The sequence below is a fragment of the Pandoraea sp. 64-18 genome (genome assembly GCF_001899225.1).
Lineage (GTDB): Bacteria > Pseudomonadota > Gammaproteobacteria > Burkholderiales > Burkholderiaceae > Pandoraea > Pandoraea cepalis.
Map to the genome: position 1 here is coordinate 50,966 of NZ_MKVU01000007.1, position 21,142 is coordinate 72,107.

The following is a 21,142-nucleotide window of genomic DNA, read 5'->3' on the forward strand; positions in this document are numbered from 1 at the left end:
GCCCCTGCCCTCGCGCGCGATCCCGATGTTTGCCGTTCCCGTTGAATGATGGTCATCACCATGAACTCGCACGCCACGCTCGGCATCCTCGGCGGCATGGGCCCCGCCGCCGGCATCGACCTCTGCCGCAAGATCGTCGATCAACATCCGGCCCACCGCGATCAGGATCACATCCCGTTCATTCTCTACTCGGTGCCCCAGATCCCCGACCGCACCGAGGCGCTATTGCGCGACGGTGCTTCACCGCTGGACGGTATGCTCGACGGCGTTCACGCGCTGGAGCAGTCCGGCGTTGGCTGCATTGCCATTGCCTGCAACACGGCCCATGCCTGGCTTGACGCACTGCGTCATCGCACCCGGCTGCCGGTGCTCGATGTGGTCGAAGCCGTCGCGGGCGAGCTGGCCCAATGCGTCGCGCCGGGCGCGCTCATCGGCCTGATGGCCACCGAAGGCACCCACCACGCCAACGTCTACCGGCCACGGCTCGAAGCGCTGGGCTATCGTTTCGTTCAGGTTGCCGAACCGCTTGCGCACCAGGCGCTCGTGAACGAAGGCATCCGGCTGACCAAGGCCGGGGAGAATCGTCGCGGCGGCGAGGCCCTGGCCATGGCGTTGGAGACCCTGCTGGCAGCCGGCGCGCAACGCGTCATTCTCGGCTGTACGGAAATCCCGGTGGCGCTGGCCACCTGTGAAACACCGCTGGGCCGCTTCGGCCTGGACGCCTCGGCCGCCCTCGCGCGCGCCTGCATCGCCTGGTCGCTCGCGCACGAGACGCCCACGGGAAAATCGCGCCAGTGAATGTCCCGATGTGCGGAAGTGCCATCTGACGGGCAATTCCAAGGAAATACCGGCGGCAGGCCAGCCGCCGCGCAGGAATAATCCCCGATCGCCTTGTCAGAAAAAAACCTACGCGAGAAAACGTGTGGAAAGTGGCATGAATCGGGGATTCCCGCTACCAAATTCGCTGGCGTCTTTGGCTATAATGGCCCACAATCCATCGGACACCTGCCGGACCAAGGTTCGGCCATGAGCGCGTTTGCCTGAACGGGGAAGCACATGGGTCGCAGCGCGCTCGACGTGATGCATGCACAGACAACAACAATGAGTTCAGATCGACTCCCCGCCGGCGTCCCTTTGGTCGAACCTTCGACCTTGGCATCGGCAATCGCCGAGGCTCACGCCGCGGTGCCGGCCCCGGCATTGTCCCGGGCGCTGGTCGAGCTGACCGGCGGCCTCTCGGCGCACGTTGCTGCCGACGGCCGTTTCCTTTTCATTGCCGAAGCCTCCCTGCGCCTGCTGGAATATTCGCGCGAGTACACCGATCACGCCACGCTCTTCGAGCTGACCGGTATCGAAGATGTGCCGACGCTGCAGGATGCCTTCTCCGCCGCCCAGATGCTCGGTCCCCAGCAGTGCACCGTGCGCCTGCTGCGCGGTCTGACGGACCGGGTCTGGATGCGTCTGCGCATTGCCCAGTACACGCCCCGTATCGCCGGAACGAGCGCAACGTTCGTCGTGCACGGCGAGGACATCACCGCGTTCAAGGAAAACGAAGCACGCCTGTCCGATCTGGCGGTGCGCGATGCGGTGACCGGGCTGGGGAATCGTCAGTACATTCATCAATGCATTACCGAAGCCATCCAGCACGCGCGTGAAGGCGGGCCGAACTTTGCCGTCGCCCTGCTCGACCTGGACGGCTTCAAGAAGGTCAATGACTCACTCGGCCACGACGTGGGCGATCAGCTCCTGTGCGACGCCGGCCAACGCCTGATCGCGCAGATCCGCGAGACGGACATGGCCGCGCGCATGGGCGGCGACGAGTTTGTGCTCGTGCTGCCCGGCTGCGACGACGAACAGGCGCTTGGCGGCATCATGAAGCGCCTGCTCTCGGCGGTGCAGCAACCGTTCCAGATTGGCGACAAGTTGCTGCACCTCACCACGAGCATCGGCGTGTCGTTTTATCCGCGCCATGGCGACTCGGCCGGCCTGCTGATCAAGCACGCCGACGCCGCCATGTACTGCGCGAAGGATCGCGGCCGTAACGGTCTGTTCGTCTATACGGACGATCTGGGCGACTTGCACCGCAAGGCGTTCTCGCTCGAATCGGCAATGTTCGAGGCGATTCACAATGGCGAATTCAGCCTGCACTACCAGCCGATCTGCGATCCGATCTCGCTGAACGTGAAGGGTGTCGAGGCGCTCATGCGCTGGCATCCCGCGCTCGGCCCGGTGTCACCGAACGAATTCATTCCGCTGGCCGAGGCCAATGGCCTGATCAACCTGCTGGGCGGCTGGGCGTTACGCGCCGCCTGCATGCAGCTCGCGCGCTGGGATCGCACCCGGCTCGACGGGCTGTACATGTCGGTCAACGTCTCGGCACAGCAATTTCACCATCCGTCGTTCCCGAGCCTGGTCTGGCAAGCGATTGCCGATTCGGGCGTGGAAGGGCACCGGTTGGTGCTCGAAATTACCGAGAGCGTCCTGATGCGCGACCCGGAACAGGCCAATCTGGTGCTGCGCGAGTTGCAAACGCTGGGCGTGCGCTTCTCCGTCGACGATTTCGGCGCGGGCTACTCGAGCCTGGGATACCTCAAGCGTTTCCCGCTCTCCGCGCTCAAGATCGACCGCAGCTTCGTGAAAGACATGCCCACGTCATCGAATGACCGTACGATTGTGACGGCAGTCCTGGGACTGGCGCGTGAGCTGGGGCTGTCGGCGGTCGCCGAAGGGGTCGAGACAGAAGAACAACGGCAGATGCTGATCGAGCGCGGCTGCCATTCCATCCAGGGCTGGCTGGTGTCGAAGGCCCTGCCTGCGGGAGAACTGGAGGCGGCCTTTGCGAGCGGGCGTCTCAATGTGGATGCCGGCCACTGACCGGATAACCCCGCTACCATGAGCCTGACCAAAGAAAAAACGCTCGAATTGTTGTGGCAGCGCCTGGCTGAGCGCGGCGAATTTCCGTCGCTGCAGCGCTCCGTCAGCGGCATCGTGAGCGCCATGCAAAGCGAGAGCACGAGCACGGCCGACCTGGCGGCGTCGGTGCTATCCGACTTCGCCCTCACCCAGAAAGTGATCCGCCTGGCCAACTCCGCCATGTATGCGCCGTTCGGCTGCAACGTGACGACGGTCTCGCGCGCCATCATGATTCTCGGTGTCGACACGATCGGCCACCTCGCCCTGAGCCTGAAACTGCTCGAGGGTTTCGGTGAAGTCGCCGCACAGCGCGACGACATGGCCCGCGAACTTGCGCGCGCCACGCTCGCCGGGGCGTTCGCCCGTGACATCACCGCCAAGAATGGCATTCGCGACGGCGAGGAAGCCGTAGTCTGCACCTTGCTGCACCATGTCGCACGACTGCTCGTGACCTATTGCTTCCCGGCCGAATGGGGGGAAATCCAGACCCTCGCCGCAGCGCAAGGCATCAGCGACAGCGACGCCTGCGAACAGGTGCTCGCCATCTCGTTCCCGGAGTTGGCCGAAGCGGCGGCCCGCAAGTGGGGCTTGCCGGAGTCGATCGCGACGAGCATGCGTCCGATCGATCTGGAGGGCGACGCCCCGCTCTCGCATAGCGATTGGCTGTGTGCGGTGGCGAACATGTCCAACGAGATGGTGACGGAACTCACGCGCGGGGCCGACCCGGAGCGTCTGGCCGAATTGGCGGAGCGCTATGCCGACCGTCTCGCGCTGGACGTGCGAGACGTGGTGTCCGTGGGCGAAGAAATGGTGCGCGACACGAGCCACCAGGAATTCATTGCGATCAGCACCAAGGCGTCGAGCACGCGCCAGCCGCCGGCGGGCAAGCCGCTGGACTCGGCGCGACGTCTGGCAGACGGTCTCTCGGAAGTGCGGGCCGCCACGGGCGAGACCGACGCGGTCGGTCTGCTCAACCTGACGCTCGAAGCGATCATGCAGTCGCTGGGTTTCGCCAACTGCGCGGCCTTCGTGCGCGTGCCGGCGGGCAAGTCGTTCGAGCTGCGCTTCGGCATCGGCCGCGACGTGCAGCCCGCGCTGGGCCTGTCGTTCCCCGAAGCCTTCGAACCGGACGTCTTCCATCTGGCTCTGACCAACGGCCGCGCGATTCTGATCGACAACGCTCGCGAACCGCGTATCGTGCCGCGTATTCCGATGTGGCACCGTGAGCATTTCTCGAACGTGAAGTCGTTCTTCCTGCTGCCAGTTCGCCAACGTAACCAGACCGTGGCACTGCTTTACGGCGACTGGGGCGGCACGCTGTGCGCGGGAGGCATCGGCGCGAAGGAGCTGGAATTCCTGCAGCACATGGGCAACGAGATCTCCAGCAAGCTCGATAGCGTGGCACAGCAAAGCGGTGGCGCGGGCATTACCGCCAATGCCGGCGATATGCTCGCCCGCAAGGCCTCCGGCACAACCGGCACACGCTGAGCCGCGCCGCCTTACGGCGTTGTGGCGGGGCGATATCCCGGTATCGCACTGTCGCCGAGATTCATACGTCAGTTGCAATCTTTAGTATTGCGGATTCGATATGATCCTCGGCGCGCGGCCAACGGCCGCCGCACAGCTCGGTACGATTCGCACGCGTCCGAACGCTTCGCGCCCCCTCCCGCCTGTCACGCCCCCGCAACGTCTGAGCCATACGTCGTAAGGCTTTCCGGGAAGTCGCCCGCTGCGGCGCCAACCGGCGTACCCTGTCACGATGCCTCAATTTTTCTCCATGACGCCCCGCCGGGGGGCGAGCACGACGCACCCCACACCATCCGCTCTGCATTTTTGACGGCACTCGCTGCGCCTCGGTAAAAAATTTACGCTCGGTTCCACCATGTAAATCGATTCGTACCGTCGGACCAGGAGAAGACATGACGCAATCTGCTGCTGCACCGGTGCATCCGGTCGACGAGCGCCTGCCGCTCCCCAAGTTGTTCACGCTGGGACTGCAACACGTACTGGTGATGTATGCGGGGGCGGTGGCGGTACCGTTGATCGTCGGCGGTGCGCTCCACATGTCGGTCGATCAGGTCGCGTTTCTGATCAACGCCGATCTGTTCGCCTGCGGGATCGCCACCTTGATCCAGACACTCGGCTTGTGGATCTTCGGCTTGCGTCTGCCGATCATGATGGGGGTGACGTTTACCGCCGTCACGCCGATGATCGCCATCGGCACGAATCCCGATCTCGGGTTGCTCGATATCTATGGCGCGACCATTGCCTCGGGCCTGATCGGCATTCTGATGGCACCGCTCATCGGCAAGCTGCTGCGGCTGTTCCCACCGGTGGTGACCGGGACCGTCATCACGGTGATCGGGATCTCCCTCATGGGCGTGGGCATCAACTGGGCGGCGGGCGGCTTCGGCAATCCCGATTACGGCAATCCGCTCTATCTGGGCGTGTCGTTCGCCGTGCTCCTGTGCATTCTGTTCATCACCAAGTACGTGCGCGGCTTCTTCGCCAACATTGCGGTGCTGCTGGGCATTCTGTTCGGCACGATCGTGGCGATGGCGCTGGGCAAAGTGTCGTTTGCGGGCGTATCCGACGCGCCGTGGTTCGGCTTCGTCATGCCGTTCCATTTCGGCGTGCCACGCTTCGATCCGGTTGCCATTGCGACGATGACGCTGGTCATGCTCGTGACGTTCATCGAATCGACCGGCATGTTCCTGGCGGTGGGCGACATTGTCGGCCGTCCGGTCGACAGGAAGACGCTGGTGCGCGGCTTGCGCGTCGATGGGCTGGGCACGATGATCGGTGGCATCTTCAACACGTTCCCCTACACCTCGTTTTCGCAGAACGTGGGGTTGGTCGGCGTGACCGGGGTGAAGAGCCGCTGGGTGTGTGCCATGGGGGGCCTGATCCTGATCGCGCTGGGCTTGTTTCCGAAGGTGGCACACGTGGTGGCGTCGGTGCCGCAGTTCGTGCTGGGGGGCGCGGGCATCGTGATGTTCGGCATGGTGACGGCCACGGGGGTGAAGATTCTCTCGACGGTGGACCTGTCGAAGAATCGTTACAACCTGTACATCATCGCGATCAGTATTGGCGTGGGGATGATTCCGGTGGCGTCGGACAAGTTCTTCATGAAACTGCCGCATGCACTCGCCCCGTTCTTCCACAGCGGCATTCTGCTCGCGTCGATCAGCGCGGTGCTGCTCAACGCGCACTTCAACGGCCTGCGCAGCGAAGCCGAAGCGAGCGCCCTCGCGCAAGCGGCCGGCAAGCAGGCCGACGCCGCGCATTGAGCAATGGCATGACATCCGTCGACGCGCGACGGCAACGGCTGACGTGTCTTTGGGGGAACATCACGCCGCAGCGAGAAGATCCCGGGCACGTCGCTTGATGTCGCGCAGCACATCGGCCATGTTGGCGCGTGCGATCTCGGCATCGTACTGATTTTGCAGATTGAGCCAGCTCTGTGCATCCACGCCGAAGAACGCCCCCAGGCGCAGCGCCGTATCGACGGTAATCGCACGCTTGCCCAGGACAATTTCGTTGATGCGGCGAGGCGGCACGTCAATGGCCCTCGCCAGCGCATATTGAGAAAGCCCCATCGGGCCCAGCCAGTCCTGCGCGAGAATCTCGCCCGGCGTCGCCAGGGGTACTTGTCGGGTCATCTTCGGCCTCCGTCGACCTTTAGCAGAATCCGCAGAATTATCGGAACGCGCCCGCCCATCCGATCAGTGGTAATCCACGATCTCGACGTCCGAGGCGTTGCCCGCGTCGAAGCGAAAACACAAGCGCCACTGATCGTTGATACGAATGCTGTACTGCCCCAGGCGATTTCCTCTCAGCGCCTCGAGCCGGTTACCCGGCAGTGCGCGCGAGAAAGCGAGTGTCGCGGCGGCATGCAATTGCTGAAGCTTGCGCATGGCGGGGGGCCGGAGACACCCCATCCTATCGAAGTCCCCTTAGTGAAAGTTCCGACTCGAGATCGTGAGTTCGCCGAGCATCGACGAGAGATCGACCAGACGATGCGCCACCAGATGGGTCACGCGCTCCTCGCGTTGCCATACCCCTTCCACCCCCAATAAGGACGACGCCAGCAACGCCGTGCGCTGCGATTCGACCAGATCGGGCCAGACAATCACGTTGATGACGCCCGTTTCGTCTTCCAGCGAGACGAAGACCGTGCCATTGGCCGTGCCCGGGCGCTGCCGTCCCGTCACAATGCCCGCCGTGCGCACCCGGCGCCCGTGCACGCCCTCGGTCTGCAAATCCCTCGCCGTTCGCACCCGCATCCGGGTGAGCGTCTCGCGCAACAGCAGCAGCGGGTGACGCCGCAGCGTCAGCCCCGTGCTTGCGTAATCGGCCACGATGTCCTGCCCCTCGGCCATCGGCGGCAGCGCCACCTGCTCGTCGGCACTGCCCGGCACCGCGTCGCGCAGCACCGTCGCCCCCAGCAGCGGCGTGGGTGGCTGCCATGCGGCGACCGCCCAGCGCGCCTGCCGCCGACCGCCGAGCAACGCCGACAGCGCGTCGGCAGCCGCCAGGGCGTCGAGGTCCCGACGTGACAACGCAGCCCGCGCGGTCAGATCGTCGATGTCGGTAAACGGTCGCTGCCGACGCGCACGCTCGATCGCGCGCGCCCCGTCGTCGGACAAGCCCTTGACCAGCGACAGCCCTAGCCGCACCGCCGGCCGGCGGGCATTGCCGTACCGCCCGATGCGCGCCTCGGGACGCGACTCGACATCGCTCACGCAAACGTCGACCGCGCGCACCTCGACATGATGCCGTCGCGCATCCTGCACCAGCTGCGACGCCGAATAGAATCCCATCGGCAAACTGTTGAGCAACCCGCACAGGAACATCTCCGGTGCATGACACTTGAGCCACGCACTCGCATAGGCGAGCAGTGCGAAGCTTGCCGCATGACTCTCCGGAAAACCGTACTCGCCAAAGCCCTCGATCTGGCGGCAGATGGCCTCGGCAAACTCGCGCGGATAGCCGTTTTTCAGCATCCCGTCGATGATGCGGGTCTGGAATTTCTCGAGCCCGCCCTTGCGTTTCCAGGCCGCCATCGAACGACGCAACTGATCGGCATCGCCGGCCGAGAAATCGGCGGCGATCATCGCGATCTGCATCACCTGCTCCTGAAAGATCGGCACGCCCAGCGTGCGCTCGAGCGCCGCCTTGATCTCCTCGCGCGGATAGACCACGTCCTCCTTGCCCTGCTTGCGACGCAGATACGGATGCACCATCCCGCCCTGAATCGGCCCCGGCCGCACGATCGCCACCTCGATCACCAGGTCGTAGAACTTGTCCGGCTTCAAGCGCGGCAACATGCTCATCTGCGCACGCGACTCGATCTGGAAGACACCCACGGTATCGGCACGACGAATCATGCCGTACGTCGCCGGATCGTCGCGCGGAATGTCCGCCAGCGAGATCGGCTCACCGCGCCATTCCCCCAGCAGATCGAGCGTGCGGCGCAACGCGCTCAGCATGCCGAGCGCCAGCACATCGACCTTGAGCAGCTTGAGCGTCTCGATATCGTCCTTGTCCCACTGAATGACGTAACGCTTGTCCATCGCCGCCGGCGCAATCGGCACCAGGCGCGAGAGCTTGTCGCGCGAAATCACGAAACCGCCCACGTGCTGCGACAAATGCCGGGGAAAGCCGATCAGCCGGGCGACCAGATCCGCCCATAGCCGCGTGGTCGGGGCGTCGGGCGACAACCCTTGTGCCGCCATGCGCGCGAGCAGATTCTCGCGACCGTCCCACCACTGCTGACTCTGCGCGACCTGCTCGACAATCGACAGATCGATGCCCAGCGCCCGCCCCGTGTCGCGCACCGCACTGCGCATGCGATACGAAATCACCGTCGCAGCCAGCGCCGCCCGGTCGGTGCCGTACTTGTCGTAGATGTACTGGATCACCTCTTCGCGCCGCTGATGCTCGAAGTCCACATCGATATCGGGCGGCTCGTTGCGCTCCTTCGACAGAAAACGCCCGAACAGCACCTGCACCTCGTCAGGATTGACCGCCGTGATTCCCAGGCAATAGCACACCGCCGAGTTGGCCGCCGACCCGCGCCCCTGGCACAGGATGTTCTGGCTGCGGGCGAAACGCACGATGTCGTAGACCGTCAGGAAATACGGCTCGTACGCCAGCTCCCGGATCAGCGTCAGTTCGCTTTCGATGAGACGACGCACCTTCTGCGGTACCCCGTTCGGATAGCGCCGCGCCGCGCCGGCCTCGACTTCCTGATGCAAATACGTCACCGGCGTATGCCCGGCGGGCACCAGTTCCTCGGGATACTCGTAACGCAGGCTGCGCAGATCGAAATGGCAACGCGAGGCGATGGCAATCGTTTGCGCCAGGGCGTCCGGCGGATAGAGCCACGCGAGCCGCAACCGCGTGCGTAGATGCTGCTCCGCATTGGCGGCGAGCGCCAATCCGCAGGCCTGCACCGGCTTGCCCAGTCCAATGGCGGTGAGCGTGTCCTGCAACGGCTTGCGCGAGCGCACATGCATGAGGACATGGCCGGTGGCGACGAGCGGCACGTCGCACTCGGCGGAGATCGCCCGCAGCCGGGCCAGATGCGCGTCGTCGTCGGCTCGGTGATGGCGTTCGAGCGCGAGCCACACGCGTCCTTCGCCGAACGTCTGTGCCGCCCAGCGGGTTTGGGCCAGCGTGCGCTCGGGACTCGCGCCGGTCTCCGGCACCAGGATCATCAGGCACCCCGGCAGACCCCGCAGATGCGCCTGCCCGGTTGCCGGCGCGCTGAAGTCTCGCGCGTGCAACCGATAACCGCGCTTCGGGCCGCGCATGCGACCGAGTGTAATCATCTCGGAAAGATTGCCGTAGCCTTCGCGGTGCTGCGCAAGCGCGACCAGATGCACACTGCCCAGCGCGGCTGCGCTGTCCTCGGGCGTCAGACGAAACTCGCTGCCCACGATCAACGACACCGACGGATACTGCACCGCCTCGGCCAGTGCGCGAACGACACCGGCCAGCGAGCACTCGTCGGTCATCGCCAGCGCGGTGTAGCCCAGGTGCGCGGCCCGCGCGATCAGTTCCTCCGGATGCGACGCGCCACGCTGGAACGAGAAATTCGACAGGCAGTGCAGTTCGGCATAGGCAGGCAGGCTGCCGTCGTCGGCCGCACGCGGATCGGGGGGCGCCGCCGGATCGGCGCCGGCCGCGTCGGCACGCTCATCATTGGCGGCCAGCCCTTCGGTCGGGCCTTGCCACGGCAGGAAATCGTCGACATTCATCGCACAGCGGACCCGCCGGACTCAGCCGAACAGGCCATGCAAGTACCACGCGGCATCCGCCCCATTCACGGGCCGCTCGCGAAACACCCACAACAACGCCCCCGTGATATCGGCCGCAATGAAGTAGTCGCGCGTGACGGTGCCTGGCTCCCACCAGCCGGCTTCGATACGCTCAGGACCGCTCATCAGTTGTAGCGGCCCCTGCCGCCACGGGCGCTCCTGACGTACGCCGAGGCGCTGCGGTACATCGAGCAGCCACGCCGGGCGCGGCGGCAACAGGGACTCGCCATCGGGCCGATGACCGACCGCGCCGGACATCGTGCCGTGGGAGGCATGGGAAGGATTGCCGGACGCCCCATACGGCAAGCTGACGAACGCCGCCTCGGGCCGGTGATCGCCACGCACCTGCAAACGCCGCACGTGCTCGTCGCCCAACCGCGCCGCCACACGCTCCATCAGTTGCACAAAATCCTGCCGGGCGCGGCCCGGCTCCGGCAGGAGCGAGCCGCTTTGCGGCACATGGGGCGCCGTCTGCGTGACATCGAGCCGCAACGTCAGCACCGGGGCCACCAGTGGCGAGCGGGCCAGCCGCTCCTTGCACAACGACAGCAAGTGCGCGGGCGCCGCACTCGCTTCGGCAAGACGGATGTCGAAACGCGTCGGTGCCAGCGTTTGCCGCCCGAGCGGCTCATGCTCGAGCACCAGCGCGAGCGCGCGCGTGGCCAGTTGCCCGGCGGCCAGCCATCCCGTGAGTTGGGCGAGCAGACGGCGCAGACCGAAGAGCAGCACATCCACGTCATGCGTGAGCGATGGCAGCGGCAGCACCGCCTCGAAATGGGGCGGGGCGCGATACCAGGCGGGGGCCTCCGGCGTCTCGCCATAGGCCCGGGAAAGCGCAGCGGGCAGTTCCGCACCGCAGCGGCGCCGCACGCCCGCCGCAGGCAGCGCGCGCAGTTCGCCCAACGTCACACAGCCGATTTGCGCGAGCCAGTCGAGCCACGGCTGCGCCTCGGGCAACAAGGCGACCGAGCGGGAATCGAGGGATTGCGGCAGCGTCATCGGCGTCGGTGGTGTCGGTGGCAACCGCGGCGGCCGACAAGGAGTACCGGCACGCGCGAGCAGCGCCGCCGCGCTGGCCGTGGCGGCAAGGCCCAACGACGCCCGGTGCCCGAGCGCCTCGGCACTCTCAAACACCTGCGCCGCCAGCGATGCCAGACCGCCAAACAGGCGCAGGCTCGGTGCCACGTCGATCAGCACGCATTGTGGCGAGGCGATCGCAACGTCGGGGCCGAAGCGCAGCAAGGCCAGCGCCAGCGCCTCGAGCGCGACCGTCTCGGCCGCTTCGTCGCGATCGTGGAATCGCGCCTGCGGCAATAGCGCCAGCACGCCGCCACGGCGCATGCCGGGTTGCACGCCGGCTGCCTGCGCCGCCTCACTCGCCTGCCAGACACGCGACTGCGCCAGCACGACCGTTGTGTCGGTCAGCGTGTCAGCCGGTGTGAGCGGAGAGGCGATCTCGAGCGCCAGATAGGGCAGATGCAGGGCGATCCAGCAAGCCATGCGAGACTCCGGAAACAGAAACCAAAGGCACCGTGGACGGTGTGGACGAAGGTGCCGGACCAGGCCCGACAGGCCCCGGCCGCGCATCGTCGGCCGCGCCCGTCACCGGTTGCGAGACATGCGCATACGGCGCGGGCAACGTCAGCCAGAGCGGTTCGAGACGCGGCGGCCCCCGCCGCTTGTGAAACTGCACGCCGAGACGACTCCCCGGCCCAACGGCAAGCCCCAGTCGCAACGGTGCCGCCGAGGCGGTCGCGACGGCGGCGGGCCCTCGCACCACCCAGGTCAGCGTCTCGCCGCCACCGGCCGCGACCTGAAGCCGCCGGATCTGCTCGGGCGTCGCGGCCGGAAGCCAGGTGAGCACCGCCCCGCAGCACGCGCTTTTGAGGGCCTGCTCGGCACACCAGAGCATGTCGCGATCCTCCGCCTTCAGGCCGCGTGTGCCGCGCGCCCGAGGCGCCTGACGTGCCGGACTCACCGGACGCATCACGACACTGAGCCAGCGCAGATCGATGCCCCATCCCGCCAGCGCCGGGGCATATGGCAGCATCGGCGGCGCAATCACCATCACCGGCTGGCCCGCCTGCGTGAGATCGCGTAGCGTCGGGGCCAGCAACCGCCATTCACCGATGCCCGGACGCTCGCTCAGCAACTCCGTCACCGCACCATGCGGCCACCCGGCGCCGGGCAGCTCGGCGTCCAGCGCGGCAAAACCCGTGGTGTGGCCAGCACGGTGGCAATGCGCCAGTTCACTGGCGCGCCACAGCCCGGCAGGCAAAGAGGAAAGTGGCAGGGTCATCGCGCACCCAAAATACTGTATGAATGTACAGTATAGCAGTTCATCTGCCACCGCCGTGATATCCGTGACCTTGCCGCCGCCATGATCGCGCTTGCGGGCAGGCGCCGGCCCGGCTACCGTTGGCGTCATCGACCGATCTCCTTTTCTCATGCCGCTGCCGACCACCGCCACTGCGCCCTTCTGTCCTTCCGAAGTCAAAGGCAGCATCGTCATCGACGCACGCGAACCCCGCTGGATCAAACTCAAGCGTTTTGCCGGCCCGGGCCTGCTCGTCGCCATCGGCTATATGGACCCCGGCAACTGGGCGACGGACATCCAGGCCGGATCGCAATTCGGCTATTCGCTGCTCTGGGTGGTGGCGCTCTCCAGCCTTGCCGCCATCTTTCTCCAGATGCTCGCTGCCCGGCTGGGACTGGTCGCCGGGCGCGACCTCGCGCAGGCGAGCTACGAGCGCTACGGGCGGGCGGGACGACTCGTCCAGTGGATCACCGCCGAGATCTCGATCGTCGCCTGCGATATCGCCGAAGTCCTGGGCTGTGCGCTCGCCTTCAAGCTATTGCTGGGGGTGCCGATCGCCTGGGGCATCGTCCTCACCGCGCTCGACACGATGATCGTGCTCGGCCTGCAGGGCAAAGGCTTCCGTCAGATCGAAGCCATTGTCTTCGGCTTGATCGGCACGATGGCGCTGTGCTTCGTCGCGCAAGTGGCCATGGTGCCGCCCGATTGGCATGCGGTGGCCGCCGGTCTCATGCCGGGTGCGCCCAGCCACGACCGGCACGATGCCCTCGTGCTGGCGCTCGGCATCGTCGGTGCCACGATCATGCCGCACAATCTGTACCTGCATTCGTCGGTCGTGCAGACGCGGCGGGTGGTCGGCGGCAAACGCGGCGACGTGCGCGACACCCTCGCGCTGGTGCGCATCGACACATGGGTCTCGCTCGCGCTCGCCATGTGCGTGAATGCGGCCATTCTGATACTGGCGGGTTCGGTATTTCACGCCAGCGGCCAGACCAACGTCACCGATATCGAGCAGGCATATCGGCTCATCACGCCGCTTGCGGGCGGCGCCGCGGCCTTCCTGTTCGGCATCGCCCTGCTTGCGTCGGGACAAAGTTCCACGCTCACCGGGACGATCGCCGGGCAAGTCATCATGGACGGATTTCTGCACGCCCGGATCCCCTGCTATCAGCGTCGTCTGATCACGCGCGGGCTGGCGCTCGTGCCCGCGCTGATCGGCGTGCTGTGGCTCGGCGACGGCGCCGTGGGCAAGCTGCTGGTATGGAGTCAGGTGCTGCTCAGTCTGCAACTGCCGTTCGCCATGTGGCCGCTCATCCGCTCGGTGAGCGACCCGCGCGTGATGAACGGCAACACGCTCGGGCGTCCCGCACAGGCGCTCGCGTGGGGCCTCTTCGCGGTCATCACCGCCACTAACCTGCTGCTCATCGTCGGGTTGGACTGAGGTCGCGCAAACGGCGACGCGACGCGCGTCAGCGTCATCGTCGCCATGCCCGCCGGCTTTACAGCCCGAGTTCGGTCAATCCCGGATGATCGTCGGGACGGCGTCCCTGCGGCCAATGGAACAGGCGCTCGCCTTCGGTGATGCGCGAGTCGTTGATGCTGGCATGGCGCTCGGCCATGAGCCCTTGCGCGTCGAACGCCCAGTTTTCGTTGCCATACGAACGGAACCAACTGCCCGAATCGTCTCGCCATTCGTAAGCGAACCGCACCGCGATGCGATTCTCGGTAAACGCCCACAGTTCCTTGATTAGCCGGTAGTCGAGTTCGCGTTGCCATTTACGCGTCAGGAATTCGACGATCTGTTCACGGCCACGCGGAAATTCGGCCCGATTGCGCCAGCGACTGTCGACCGTATAGGCCAACGCAACCCGTGCAGGATCGCGCGAGTTCCAGCCGTCCTCGGCCATACGAATCTTCTGAATTGCAGTCTCACGCGTGAATGGCGGAAACGGCGGGCGGGCTTCACTGTCGGCCATGACAACACTCCTATCGAAAGTATGAGGGGAAAGCCGTGCGAGTGTATCGCCAAGCTGCGCTTGGCGCAGCGGCGCGCATACCTCCGTCGACGCACTAACACGACGACGAGTCGTTCCGCCAGAACGACCTGCCCGTAGCCGGCGACATCCACCAGGTCAGTCCGGCCAAGCTGCGCGAGATCTTCGGGGACGAGGCGATGGGTTGCTCACCGCGCGCCCCGGACGGCACGCATCTGTGCAGACGCCCGCTTGTCGCCTATAGTAATAGCGCATCATCTGGACCGATAGCGACACCGCGTCTCAATGCGGGACGATAACGTCTGACGGCACGCACGACCGATCGCGACGCGTGTTCCGTCGGCCTGCACGCAACATTGGCAGGCTTCGTCCGGGAGTCATCATGGTCCGCCGCTTCACTTCCCCCGCCACGGCATTCCTTGCTACCGGCCTGCTCGCACTGTCGTCGTTCGCCCACGCGGACCCGATGCATCTCTCCGATATCAAGAGTGCCAGCGGTCAGCAACTCAGTGTCGACGAATTGCGCTCGCTCATGCCCGGCGCGCACATCACCCACCTCGCCAACAACGGCAGTACGCGCAAATGGATCAACGACACCAATGGGTCGCTCAATGCCACGAGCGACAACAAGGGCAGCATCGGGTCGGGTAGCCGCGCGAACCAGGTCGCTCACGCCACCGGCACGTGGTCGGTCAACGACAACGGTTCGTATTGCGTGAACCTCGAATGGCGCGCGATGACCGAGAACTGGTGCCGCTTCATGTTCAAGGTCGGTGACAAGTACTACGGTGTGACCTCGCTCGCCAACGGCGCGGCGCTCGCCACCGAGTTCAGAATCGAGAAATAGACACGTTCCGCCGGGGTACGGCGAAAGCGAAGGACGAAAGGGCAGGACATTAACGACAAAGCCCGCCAAAGTGGCGGGCTTGCACTCGCCAACCCCGAAACCGCAGGGATTGGCATCCGGACTCACGGTTGGGCGCCGTCGCACGCCATCGCATGGATGACGGGGATCGCCCGCTGTGACGATCGACTTGCCTGATTGCGCCAGCGACGACCGTTCGTCCGGAGGGACTTGCTACAAACTTGCTTAGTAACCGGCGGTTTCGAGCGCGCGGATACGTTGTTCCAACTCAATGATGTCCTTCGACTCAGCCAGGAACGCTTCGCGACGACGACGCTCAGCCGTTTCAAACCAAGTGTTCACGACTTCAAACAGGGCGGCAACCATGATGTTTCTCCAATTCATTTAGTGTGCTGCATTGCAGCAGTGCTTCGCATTGTATAGGGTTTTCCCGTTAAGGGTTAGCCCCTATTTGCGAAAAACATCAAAAATCTGCTAGAGGCTCACTTCGAATCCAGTCAATTCGTGAAAATTCTATTTAAAATCAAATACATATTCGGCTGTCGACGTAACGCAACACCCGCTGCGGCATGCTGTCGCAGCGGGCGAATCAAAATTCAGGAAACAAAAAAAGCGCCGTCATTGCGGCGCGTCATAGGGGATATCGGGCGTCAGCCGGTCATGTCGACTTCATGTGTTAGGGCTGGGGGACGTGACGGATCTGCCCCTCGCTGTCACTGACCGAGCCGCCTGCCGACGCCGGGGCATCGGTGCCGGTTGCGGCGTCTGAGGCTGTGGCCGACTGCGCCGGACCGCACGACGCTATCGCGCTCGCGAAACGCGCCCCCTTGCCGCCCAGGTCACCGGGAAGGTCAGCGGCAGCGATCCCCTCGAGTATCGGGCAGTCTGGACGATCATCACCGTGACAGTGCATGGCGAGATGAGAGAGCGTGTCGCGCATGGCCACCAATTCACCGATGCGTTGGTTGAGTTCATCGACATGGGTTTGCGCCAACGCCTTCACCTGCGCGCTGGATCGGTCTCGATCCTGCCATAGTGCCAGCAGTTGACGGATCTGATCGATCCCAAAACCCAGCCGCCTCGCCTGGCGAATGAAGCGAAGCAGATGGAGATCCGGCTCGCCATATCGCCGGTAACCCGCCTCGGAGCGGGGACTCGGGGGCATCAGGCCGATACTTTCGTAGTACCGGATCATCTTGGCCGTGACGCCGCTGGCCTGCGCCGCTTGTCCGATGTTCATGGCTGCCTCACTGGGGGGAACGAGGGTTGAACGACGGGAGTGGAGGAACCGCTCATCGTCCTGTTGGCGTCCGACGGCACAAGTCGGGCGCTGATCGGTGAATGATCGGAAATCCGTGACCAGGGACGCCCGTGTAAAACCTGCGCCCCTTCGATATGAAAGCCTCGTGCGTAAATGCGGTCAAGTCGTAAAAGCGGCAATCCGCTCGGAAAACTGCGCGCCGGACGCCCCCCGCGGTTCTGAAACACCTCGGTCAGCGCCAAGCGTTCCGCCAGCAACCGGTCTGCCTGATTGCTCCAGTCATTGAAGTCACCCGCGATAATCAACGGCGCATCGGCGGGAATAGCGTCGGCCACACGCTCCGTCAACATTTCGAACTGGCGACGGCGACCATGTCCGGCCAACGACAAATGCACACACAGGCAATGCAGCGGCTGCTTCAGACCCGGCACGGCAATCTCGCAGTGAAGCATGCCGCGCTTCTCAAAACTATAGGTTGTGATGTCGTGGTTGTCCGACCTGACGATCGGATAACGGCTCAGAATCGCATTGCCATGATGCCCCTGTTCATAGACGACATTGCGCCCATACGCGTGATCGCGCCACATGGCGCCGGCCAGAAACTCGTGTTGCGGCTGCACCGGCCAATTCCTGTGACGCACCGCATGCCCCTGATGCAGGCCCTGCACTTCCTGCAAGAAGACCAGATCCGGCGCAAGCCCTTCCAAGCCGGCACGCAGTTCGTGAACACGCAGACGGTTGAATGCGGAAAAGCCCTTGTGGATGTTGTAACTTGCGATATGGAGGCTATTCATGTTCGGCAGGATTCATTCCGCGCCGGAAGGCAGACGATACCAATCAAATGATGCCGCTTTCGACGAATTTCAAGTCAATTAAAAATTCAGGCAACGCATCGGGCAGTCGCCGACCGCGCGTGCCTCTAACAAATTCATTATGCGCCGTTCGCCTTGTGCCCGGGCAAACCGCCCTCAAGCACTCGCGCTGCGGGCCTCGCCAATCTTGGCGGCAGCGCCGGCACTGACGTCTTGCGTCGCCGATGAACGCCAGCGCCGCAGCAGCAACGCGTTGCTCACCACACTCACGCTGCTGAGCGCCATCGCCGCCCCCGCAATCACCGGGCTCAACAGCCCGAACGCCGCCAGCGGAATCCCGACCACGTTGTACGCGAACGCCCAAAAGAGGTTCTGGCGAATCTTCGACCAGGTGCGACGCGACACATCGATGGCATCGGCCACCCGCAGCGGATCGCCGCGCATGAGTGTGATGCCCGCCGTCTGCATGGCCACGTCGGTACCCGAGCCCATCGCGATGCCGACGTCGGCCGCGGCCAACGCCGGGGCGTCGTTAATGCCGTCGCCCACCATCGCTACGACCACGCCGTCACGCTTGAGTTGCGCGATCACCGCCGCCTTGTGCTCCGGCAGCACGTTGGCATGCACCTCGTCGAGTCCCAACGCGTCGGCGACCGCCTTGGCGCTCCCCGCGTTGTCGCCGGTCACCATCACGCAACGCACGCCCAGCGCATGCAAGCGGTCGACGGCCGGCCGCGCCGTGGCCTTGAGCGTGTCACCGAACGCCAACAGCCCAAGCAAGCGCGCCGGTGCCTCGACATTTGCGCCCTCCCCTGAAGTCTCGACCAGCCACGAGACGGTACGTCCCTCGGCCGCCAGACGCGCTGCCTCGTGAGCCAGCGCCCCTTCCGAGACACCCAACTCCTCAAGCAACCGCGCGTTCCCCAGCTGCAGCGTATGACCGTTGCGCGAGGCGCCCGCGTTCTCGACGCCCCCAACACCCCCACCCTCCCCAACTTCCTCGATACGTGCCCGCATCCCTCTCCCCGGCAGCGCAGCGATGTCGAATGCCGTCGGCACCGCCGAGGTCACCCCGGCTTCCGCTGCGGCGGTCGTGACCGCCTTCGCCAGCGGATGCGAACTGCCCGACTGCACCGCCGCGGCCCATCGCAGCAAGGTATCGGCACGCACCCCCGTCACCGGCAGGTGTGCCACGAGGCGCGGCTTGCCCTCGGTCAACGTGCCCGTCTTGTCGAACGCCACGACGCGGATGCGGTGCGCCAGTTCGAGCGCTTCGGCATCCTTGATGAGAATGCCCTGCCGTGCCGCCGCCCCAGTGCCCACCATGATCGCGGCAGGCGTTGCCAGGCCCAGCGCACACGGGCACGCGATGACCAGCACTGCCACCGCATTGAGCAGCGCTGTCTCCAGGCCGATGCCGAGCCCCCAGCCAACGACCAGCGTCACGACGGCGACCAGCACCACCACCGGCACGAACACCGCGGCCACCCGATCGACGGCGCGCTGGATCGGCGCCTTGCCCGCCTGCGCATCTTCGACCATGCGAATGATGCGGGCCAGCGCCGTATCGGCGCCGACCGCCGTCGTCTCCACCCGCAGCGTACCGGCGCCGTTGATCGAGCCGCCAACGACCTTGTCGCCGGCCGCTTTTTCGATCGGTAACGGTTCGCCGGTCAGCAACGACTCGTCGAGCTGGCTCGCCCCCTCGCGAATGACGCCGTCGACAGGCACCCGTTCACCGGCGCGCACCACCACCCAGTCGCCGACCTTCACTTGGCCCAGCGGCACCGTCACCTCGCTCGCCGCGCCCTGCGGATCGCGCAACACGCGCGCGGTCTCGGGACGCAAGGCCGCCAGCGCACGAATCGCTTCCACGGTGCGACGCTTTGCCCGCGCTTCCAGCCACTTGCCAAGCAGCACCAGCGTGATGACCACGGCCGCCGCTTCGAAATACAGGTGTGTCATGCCGTGCGCCGGGGCACGCCACCATTCGTAAAGACTCAGCCCATAGGCGGCCGACGTGCCCAATGCCACCAGCAAATCCATATTGCCGCTACCGGCGCGCACCGCTTTGTACCCCGCCCGATAGAAGCGCGCCCCGAGCCAGAACTGCACCGGTGTGGCGAGCAACCATTGCACCCACGGCGGCAGCATCAGATGAATGCCGAAGGGTTCGAGCAGCATTGGCAACAACAACGGCAGGGACAAGACCGCCGCCACGGCAACCGGCCACCACGCCGGACCTTCGTGGGATGCGGCCGCCTGCGCGGGGTCCGTGACTGGCGACGCCTCGTATCCCGCCTGCTCCACGGCAGCGGTGAGCGCCGCCGCGTCGACGACGCCACGCACCCCGCGCACGGCGGCACGCTCCGTCGCCAGGTTCACGTTCGCCTCGACCACACCGGGCACCTGACGAAGGGCCTTCTCCACACGCCCCACGCACGATGCGCAGGTCATGCCGCCAATCGCCAACTCGAACGATTGCTCCGCCACCTGGTATCCCGCGTCGTTGACGGCCGTCTCGACCGCGCCAAGCAGAGCCGCGGGCGTCACGCCGGGCGCAGCTTCCACGGCCGCCGTCTCGGTCGCGAGATTGACGTTGGCGCTGGCCACGCCCGGCGCGCGCCGCAATGCCTTCTCAACCCGCGTCACACATGAGGCGCAGGTCATGCCTTCGATACCGACCGACCAGTTCCGAATCATTTCAGGGTCTCCAGGAGGACTGTCATCATGCGTCGAAGCATAGACCTTTCCATGAAGGGAAGGTCAAGCCGCCAGCGTCAATCTGCCGCACACCATCCCATGACAGTCTCGTCATTTATTACGATAGCGCGCCCGGAACCGCTCGGGTTTGGGCTGCGTCTGGGCGATCCAGCGAATACACTGAAAATAGCGCTTGAGCTTCCTGTCGTAGGAAGGTCTACCATCGATTTGTTTGATCACCGTCACCGAAACCGCTTTCAAGGAGTGCAACATGCAAGTGCAAGTCGAAGGAATGAGCTGCGGTCACTGCGTCAAAGCCGTCACGCGTGCGATCACCGAGCGCGATCCGGCCGCCAAGGTCAATGTGGATCTGGACTCCGGTCGCGTCGACGTCGAAAGCCGCCTCTCGCCCACCGAGGTCAGCGCCGTCATCACCGACGCCGGGTACACCGTCAAGGGCACCCACGCCTGAGCATCGCCTGGCACGTCCGACGTCGCGCAACGCTCACGTCGGCGGTCGGCGCGACATCCGCGCCGGCCTTCCTCCCGAGCCGACGTTGAGCCAATCGCCCGCCATCATTCCCACGAGCGCCGCGCAGTCTTCCCTGCAGCGCAGCAACACCCTGTGCTACGCTCTCTCTCGCCGACTACGCAACGACGCCACGCGATCAGTGACTGCGAGGCGCGCTGCTTGCGGCATACACGTCTTCAGGGCGGGGTGAAAGTCCCCACCGGCGGTATGTGACGCCGCGCAGTGCAAGCTGCGTGGGTCATGAGCCCGCGAGCGCCTGTCACCGTCGCTTTCGTGACACTGACAGGGTCAGCAGATCTGGTGCGAAGCCAGAGCCGACGGTCATAGTCCGGATGAGAGAAGATGCGTCGATACCCGCGCGCTATGGGGCACTGTCCCATGGAGGCGTCCGTTCGCATGCCCCGAAAACGTTTTTCGCCC

The 21,142-nt window shown here is 65.2% G+C and carries 16 protein-coding genes, 2 pseudogenes and 1 riboswitch; of the genes and pseudogenes, 8 read left to right on the top strand and 10 right to left on the bottom strand.

All coding sequences use genetic code 11. The features are described 5' to 3' along the window. Window positions 1-60 precede the first annotated feature (60 nt). The 4 genes from cuyB (at window position 61) to BGP02_RS05690 (ending at window position 6,203) form a co-directional block, all read left to right on the top strand. Window positions 61-798, top strand: coding sequence for a cysteate racemase (gene cuyB, locus BGP02_RS05675; RefSeq protein WP_026131564.1), 738 nt, complete (start codon window positions 61-63; stop codon window positions 796-798). A gap of 354 nt (window positions 799-1,152) precedes the next feature. After that, a complete protein-coding gene (locus BGP02_RS05680) occupies window positions 1,153-2,874 on the top strand; it encodes a putative bifunctional diguanylate cyclase/phosphodiesterase (RefSeq protein ID WP_198288636.1) in 1,722 nt (573 codons plus the stop codon). A gap of 18 nt (window positions 2,875-2,892) precedes the next feature. Then, complete coding sequence (locus BGP02_RS05685; protein ID WP_017231793.1) at window positions 2,893-4,401, top strand: HDOD domain-containing protein; 1,509 nt, start codon at window positions 2,893-2,895, stop codon at window positions 4,399-4,401. 431 nt (window positions 4,402-4,832) lie between these two features. Further along, on the top strand, window positions 4,833-6,203 hold the full coding sequence (locus BGP02_RS05690; RefSeq protein WP_017231792.1) for a nucleobase:cation symporter-2 family protein: 1,371 nt from the start codon (window positions 4,833-4,835) through the stop codon (window positions 6,201-6,203). A gap of 60 nt (window positions 6,204-6,263) precedes the next feature. Here the strand turns inward: BGP02_RS05690 and BGP02_RS05695 are convergent, their stop codons facing one another. From BGP02_RS05695 to imuA, 5 genes are all read right to left on the bottom strand, one after another. Next, window positions 6,264-6,575, bottom strand: a complete 312-nt coding sequence (locus BGP02_RS05695; RefSeq protein ID WP_130026523.1) for a HigA family addiction module antitoxin — start codon at window positions 6,573-6,575, stop codon at window positions 6,264-6,266. Between the two features lie 63 nt (window positions 6,576-6,638). Further along, a complete protein-coding gene (locus tag BGP02_RS05700; protein WP_017231790.1) occupies window positions 6,639-6,830 on the bottom strand; it encodes a type II toxin-antitoxin system RelE/ParE family toxin in 192 nt (63 codons plus the stop codon). Between the two features lie 39 nt (window positions 6,831-6,869). After that, window positions 6,870-10,178, bottom strand: a complete 3,309-nt coding sequence (locus tag BGP02_RS05705) for an error-prone DNA polymerase (RefSeq protein WP_261938209.1) — start codon at window positions 10,176-10,178, stop codon at window positions 6,870-6,872. A gap of 21 nt (window positions 10,179-10,199) precedes the next feature. After that, window positions 10,200-11,738 carry a Y-family DNA polymerase gene (locus BGP02_RS05710; RefSeq protein WP_268566624.1) on the bottom strand — a complete coding sequence of 513 codons (1,539 nt, stop codon included), beginning with the start codon at window positions 11,736-11,738 and terminating at the stop codon, window positions 10,200-10,202. Beyond that, window positions 11,668-12,666 carry a translesion DNA synthesis-associated protein ImuA gene (gene imuA, locus BGP02_RS05715; RefSeq protein WP_261938207.1) on the bottom strand — a complete coding sequence of 333 codons (999 nt, stop codon included), beginning with the start codon at window positions 12,664-12,666 and terminating at the stop codon, window positions 11,668-11,670. Before imuA ends, BGP02_RS05710 begins: the two co-directional genes overlap by 71 nt. Before the next feature lie 19 nt (window positions 12,667-12,685). On the opposite strand from imuA, the gene BGP02_RS05720 reads away from it, so the two are divergent. Continuing rightward, on the top strand, window positions 12,686-13,996 hold the full coding sequence (locus BGP02_RS05720) for an Nramp family divalent metal transporter (protein WP_017234182.1): 1,311 nt from the start codon (window positions 12,686-12,688) through the stop codon (window positions 13,994-13,996). A gap of 58 nt (window positions 13,997-14,054) precedes the next feature. On the opposite strand, the gene BGP02_RS05725 is transcribed toward BGP02_RS05720, so the two are convergent. Continuing rightward, window positions 14,055-14,531, bottom strand: coding sequence for a nuclear transport factor 2 family protein (locus BGP02_RS05725; RefSeq protein ID WP_017234183.1), 477 nt, complete (start codon window positions 14,529-14,531; stop codon window positions 14,055-14,057). A 116-nt stretch (window positions 14,532-14,647) separates the two neighbouring features. On the opposite strand from BGP02_RS05725, the pseudogene BGP02_RS22385 reads away from it, so the two are divergent. Beyond that, window positions 14,648-14,848: pseudogene (locus BGP02_RS22385) on the top strand (hypothetical protein); the annotation flags it as partial. An 83-nt stretch (window positions 14,849-14,931) separates the two neighbouring features. Continuing rightward, on the top strand, window positions 14,932-15,396 hold the full coding sequence (locus tag BGP02_RS05735; protein WP_017234184.1) for a DUF995 domain-containing protein: 465 nt from the start codon (window positions 14,932-14,934) through the stop codon (window positions 15,394-15,396). A 243-nt stretch (window positions 15,397-15,639) separates the two neighbouring features. Here the strand turns inward: BGP02_RS05735 and BGP02_RS05740 are convergent, their stop codons facing one another. The 4 genes and pseudogenes from BGP02_RS05740 to BGP02_RS05755 all read right to left on the bottom strand — a co-directional run bounded on the left by BGP02_RS05740 (window position 15,640) and on the right by BGP02_RS05755 (window position 20,190). Further along, window positions 15,640-15,780, bottom strand: a complete 141-nt coding sequence (locus BGP02_RS05740) for a DUF3563 family protein (RefSeq protein ID WP_017234185.1) — start codon at window positions 15,778-15,780, stop codon at window positions 15,640-15,642. 484 nt (window positions 15,781-16,264) lie between these two features. Further along, window positions 16,265-16,654, bottom strand: a pseudogene (gene cueR, locus BGP02_RS05745) (Cu(I)-responsive transcriptional regulator); the annotation flags it as partial. Further along, the gene (locus BGP02_RS05750) at window positions 16,651-17,469 is read right to left on the bottom strand and encodes an endonuclease/exonuclease/phosphatase family protein (protein WP_268566626.1); all 819 of its coding nucleotides are present in this window, start codon (window positions 17,467-17,469) and stop codon (window positions 16,651-16,653) included. The gene BGP02_RS05750 and the pseudogene cueR, both read right to left, overlap by 4 nt. 174 nt (window positions 17,470-17,643) lie before the next feature. Continuing rightward, complete coding sequence (locus BGP02_RS05755; RefSeq protein WP_286798201.1) at window positions 17,644-20,190, bottom strand: heavy metal translocating P-type ATPase; 2,547 nt, start codon at window positions 20,188-20,190, stop codon at window positions 17,644-17,646. A 271-nt stretch (window positions 20,191-20,461) separates the two neighbouring features. Here BGP02_RS05755 and BGP02_RS05760 point away from each other — a divergent pair, with 271 nt between their 5' ends. Next, window positions 20,462-20,662, top strand: coding sequence for a heavy-metal-associated domain-containing protein (locus BGP02_RS05760; protein WP_026131995.1), 201 nt, complete (start codon window positions 20,462-20,464; stop codon window positions 20,660-20,662). 228 nt (window positions 20,663-20,890) lie between these two features. Next, window positions 20,891-21,070, top strand: a riboswitch (FMN riboswitch). Window positions 21,071-21,142: the final 72 nt, after the last annotated feature.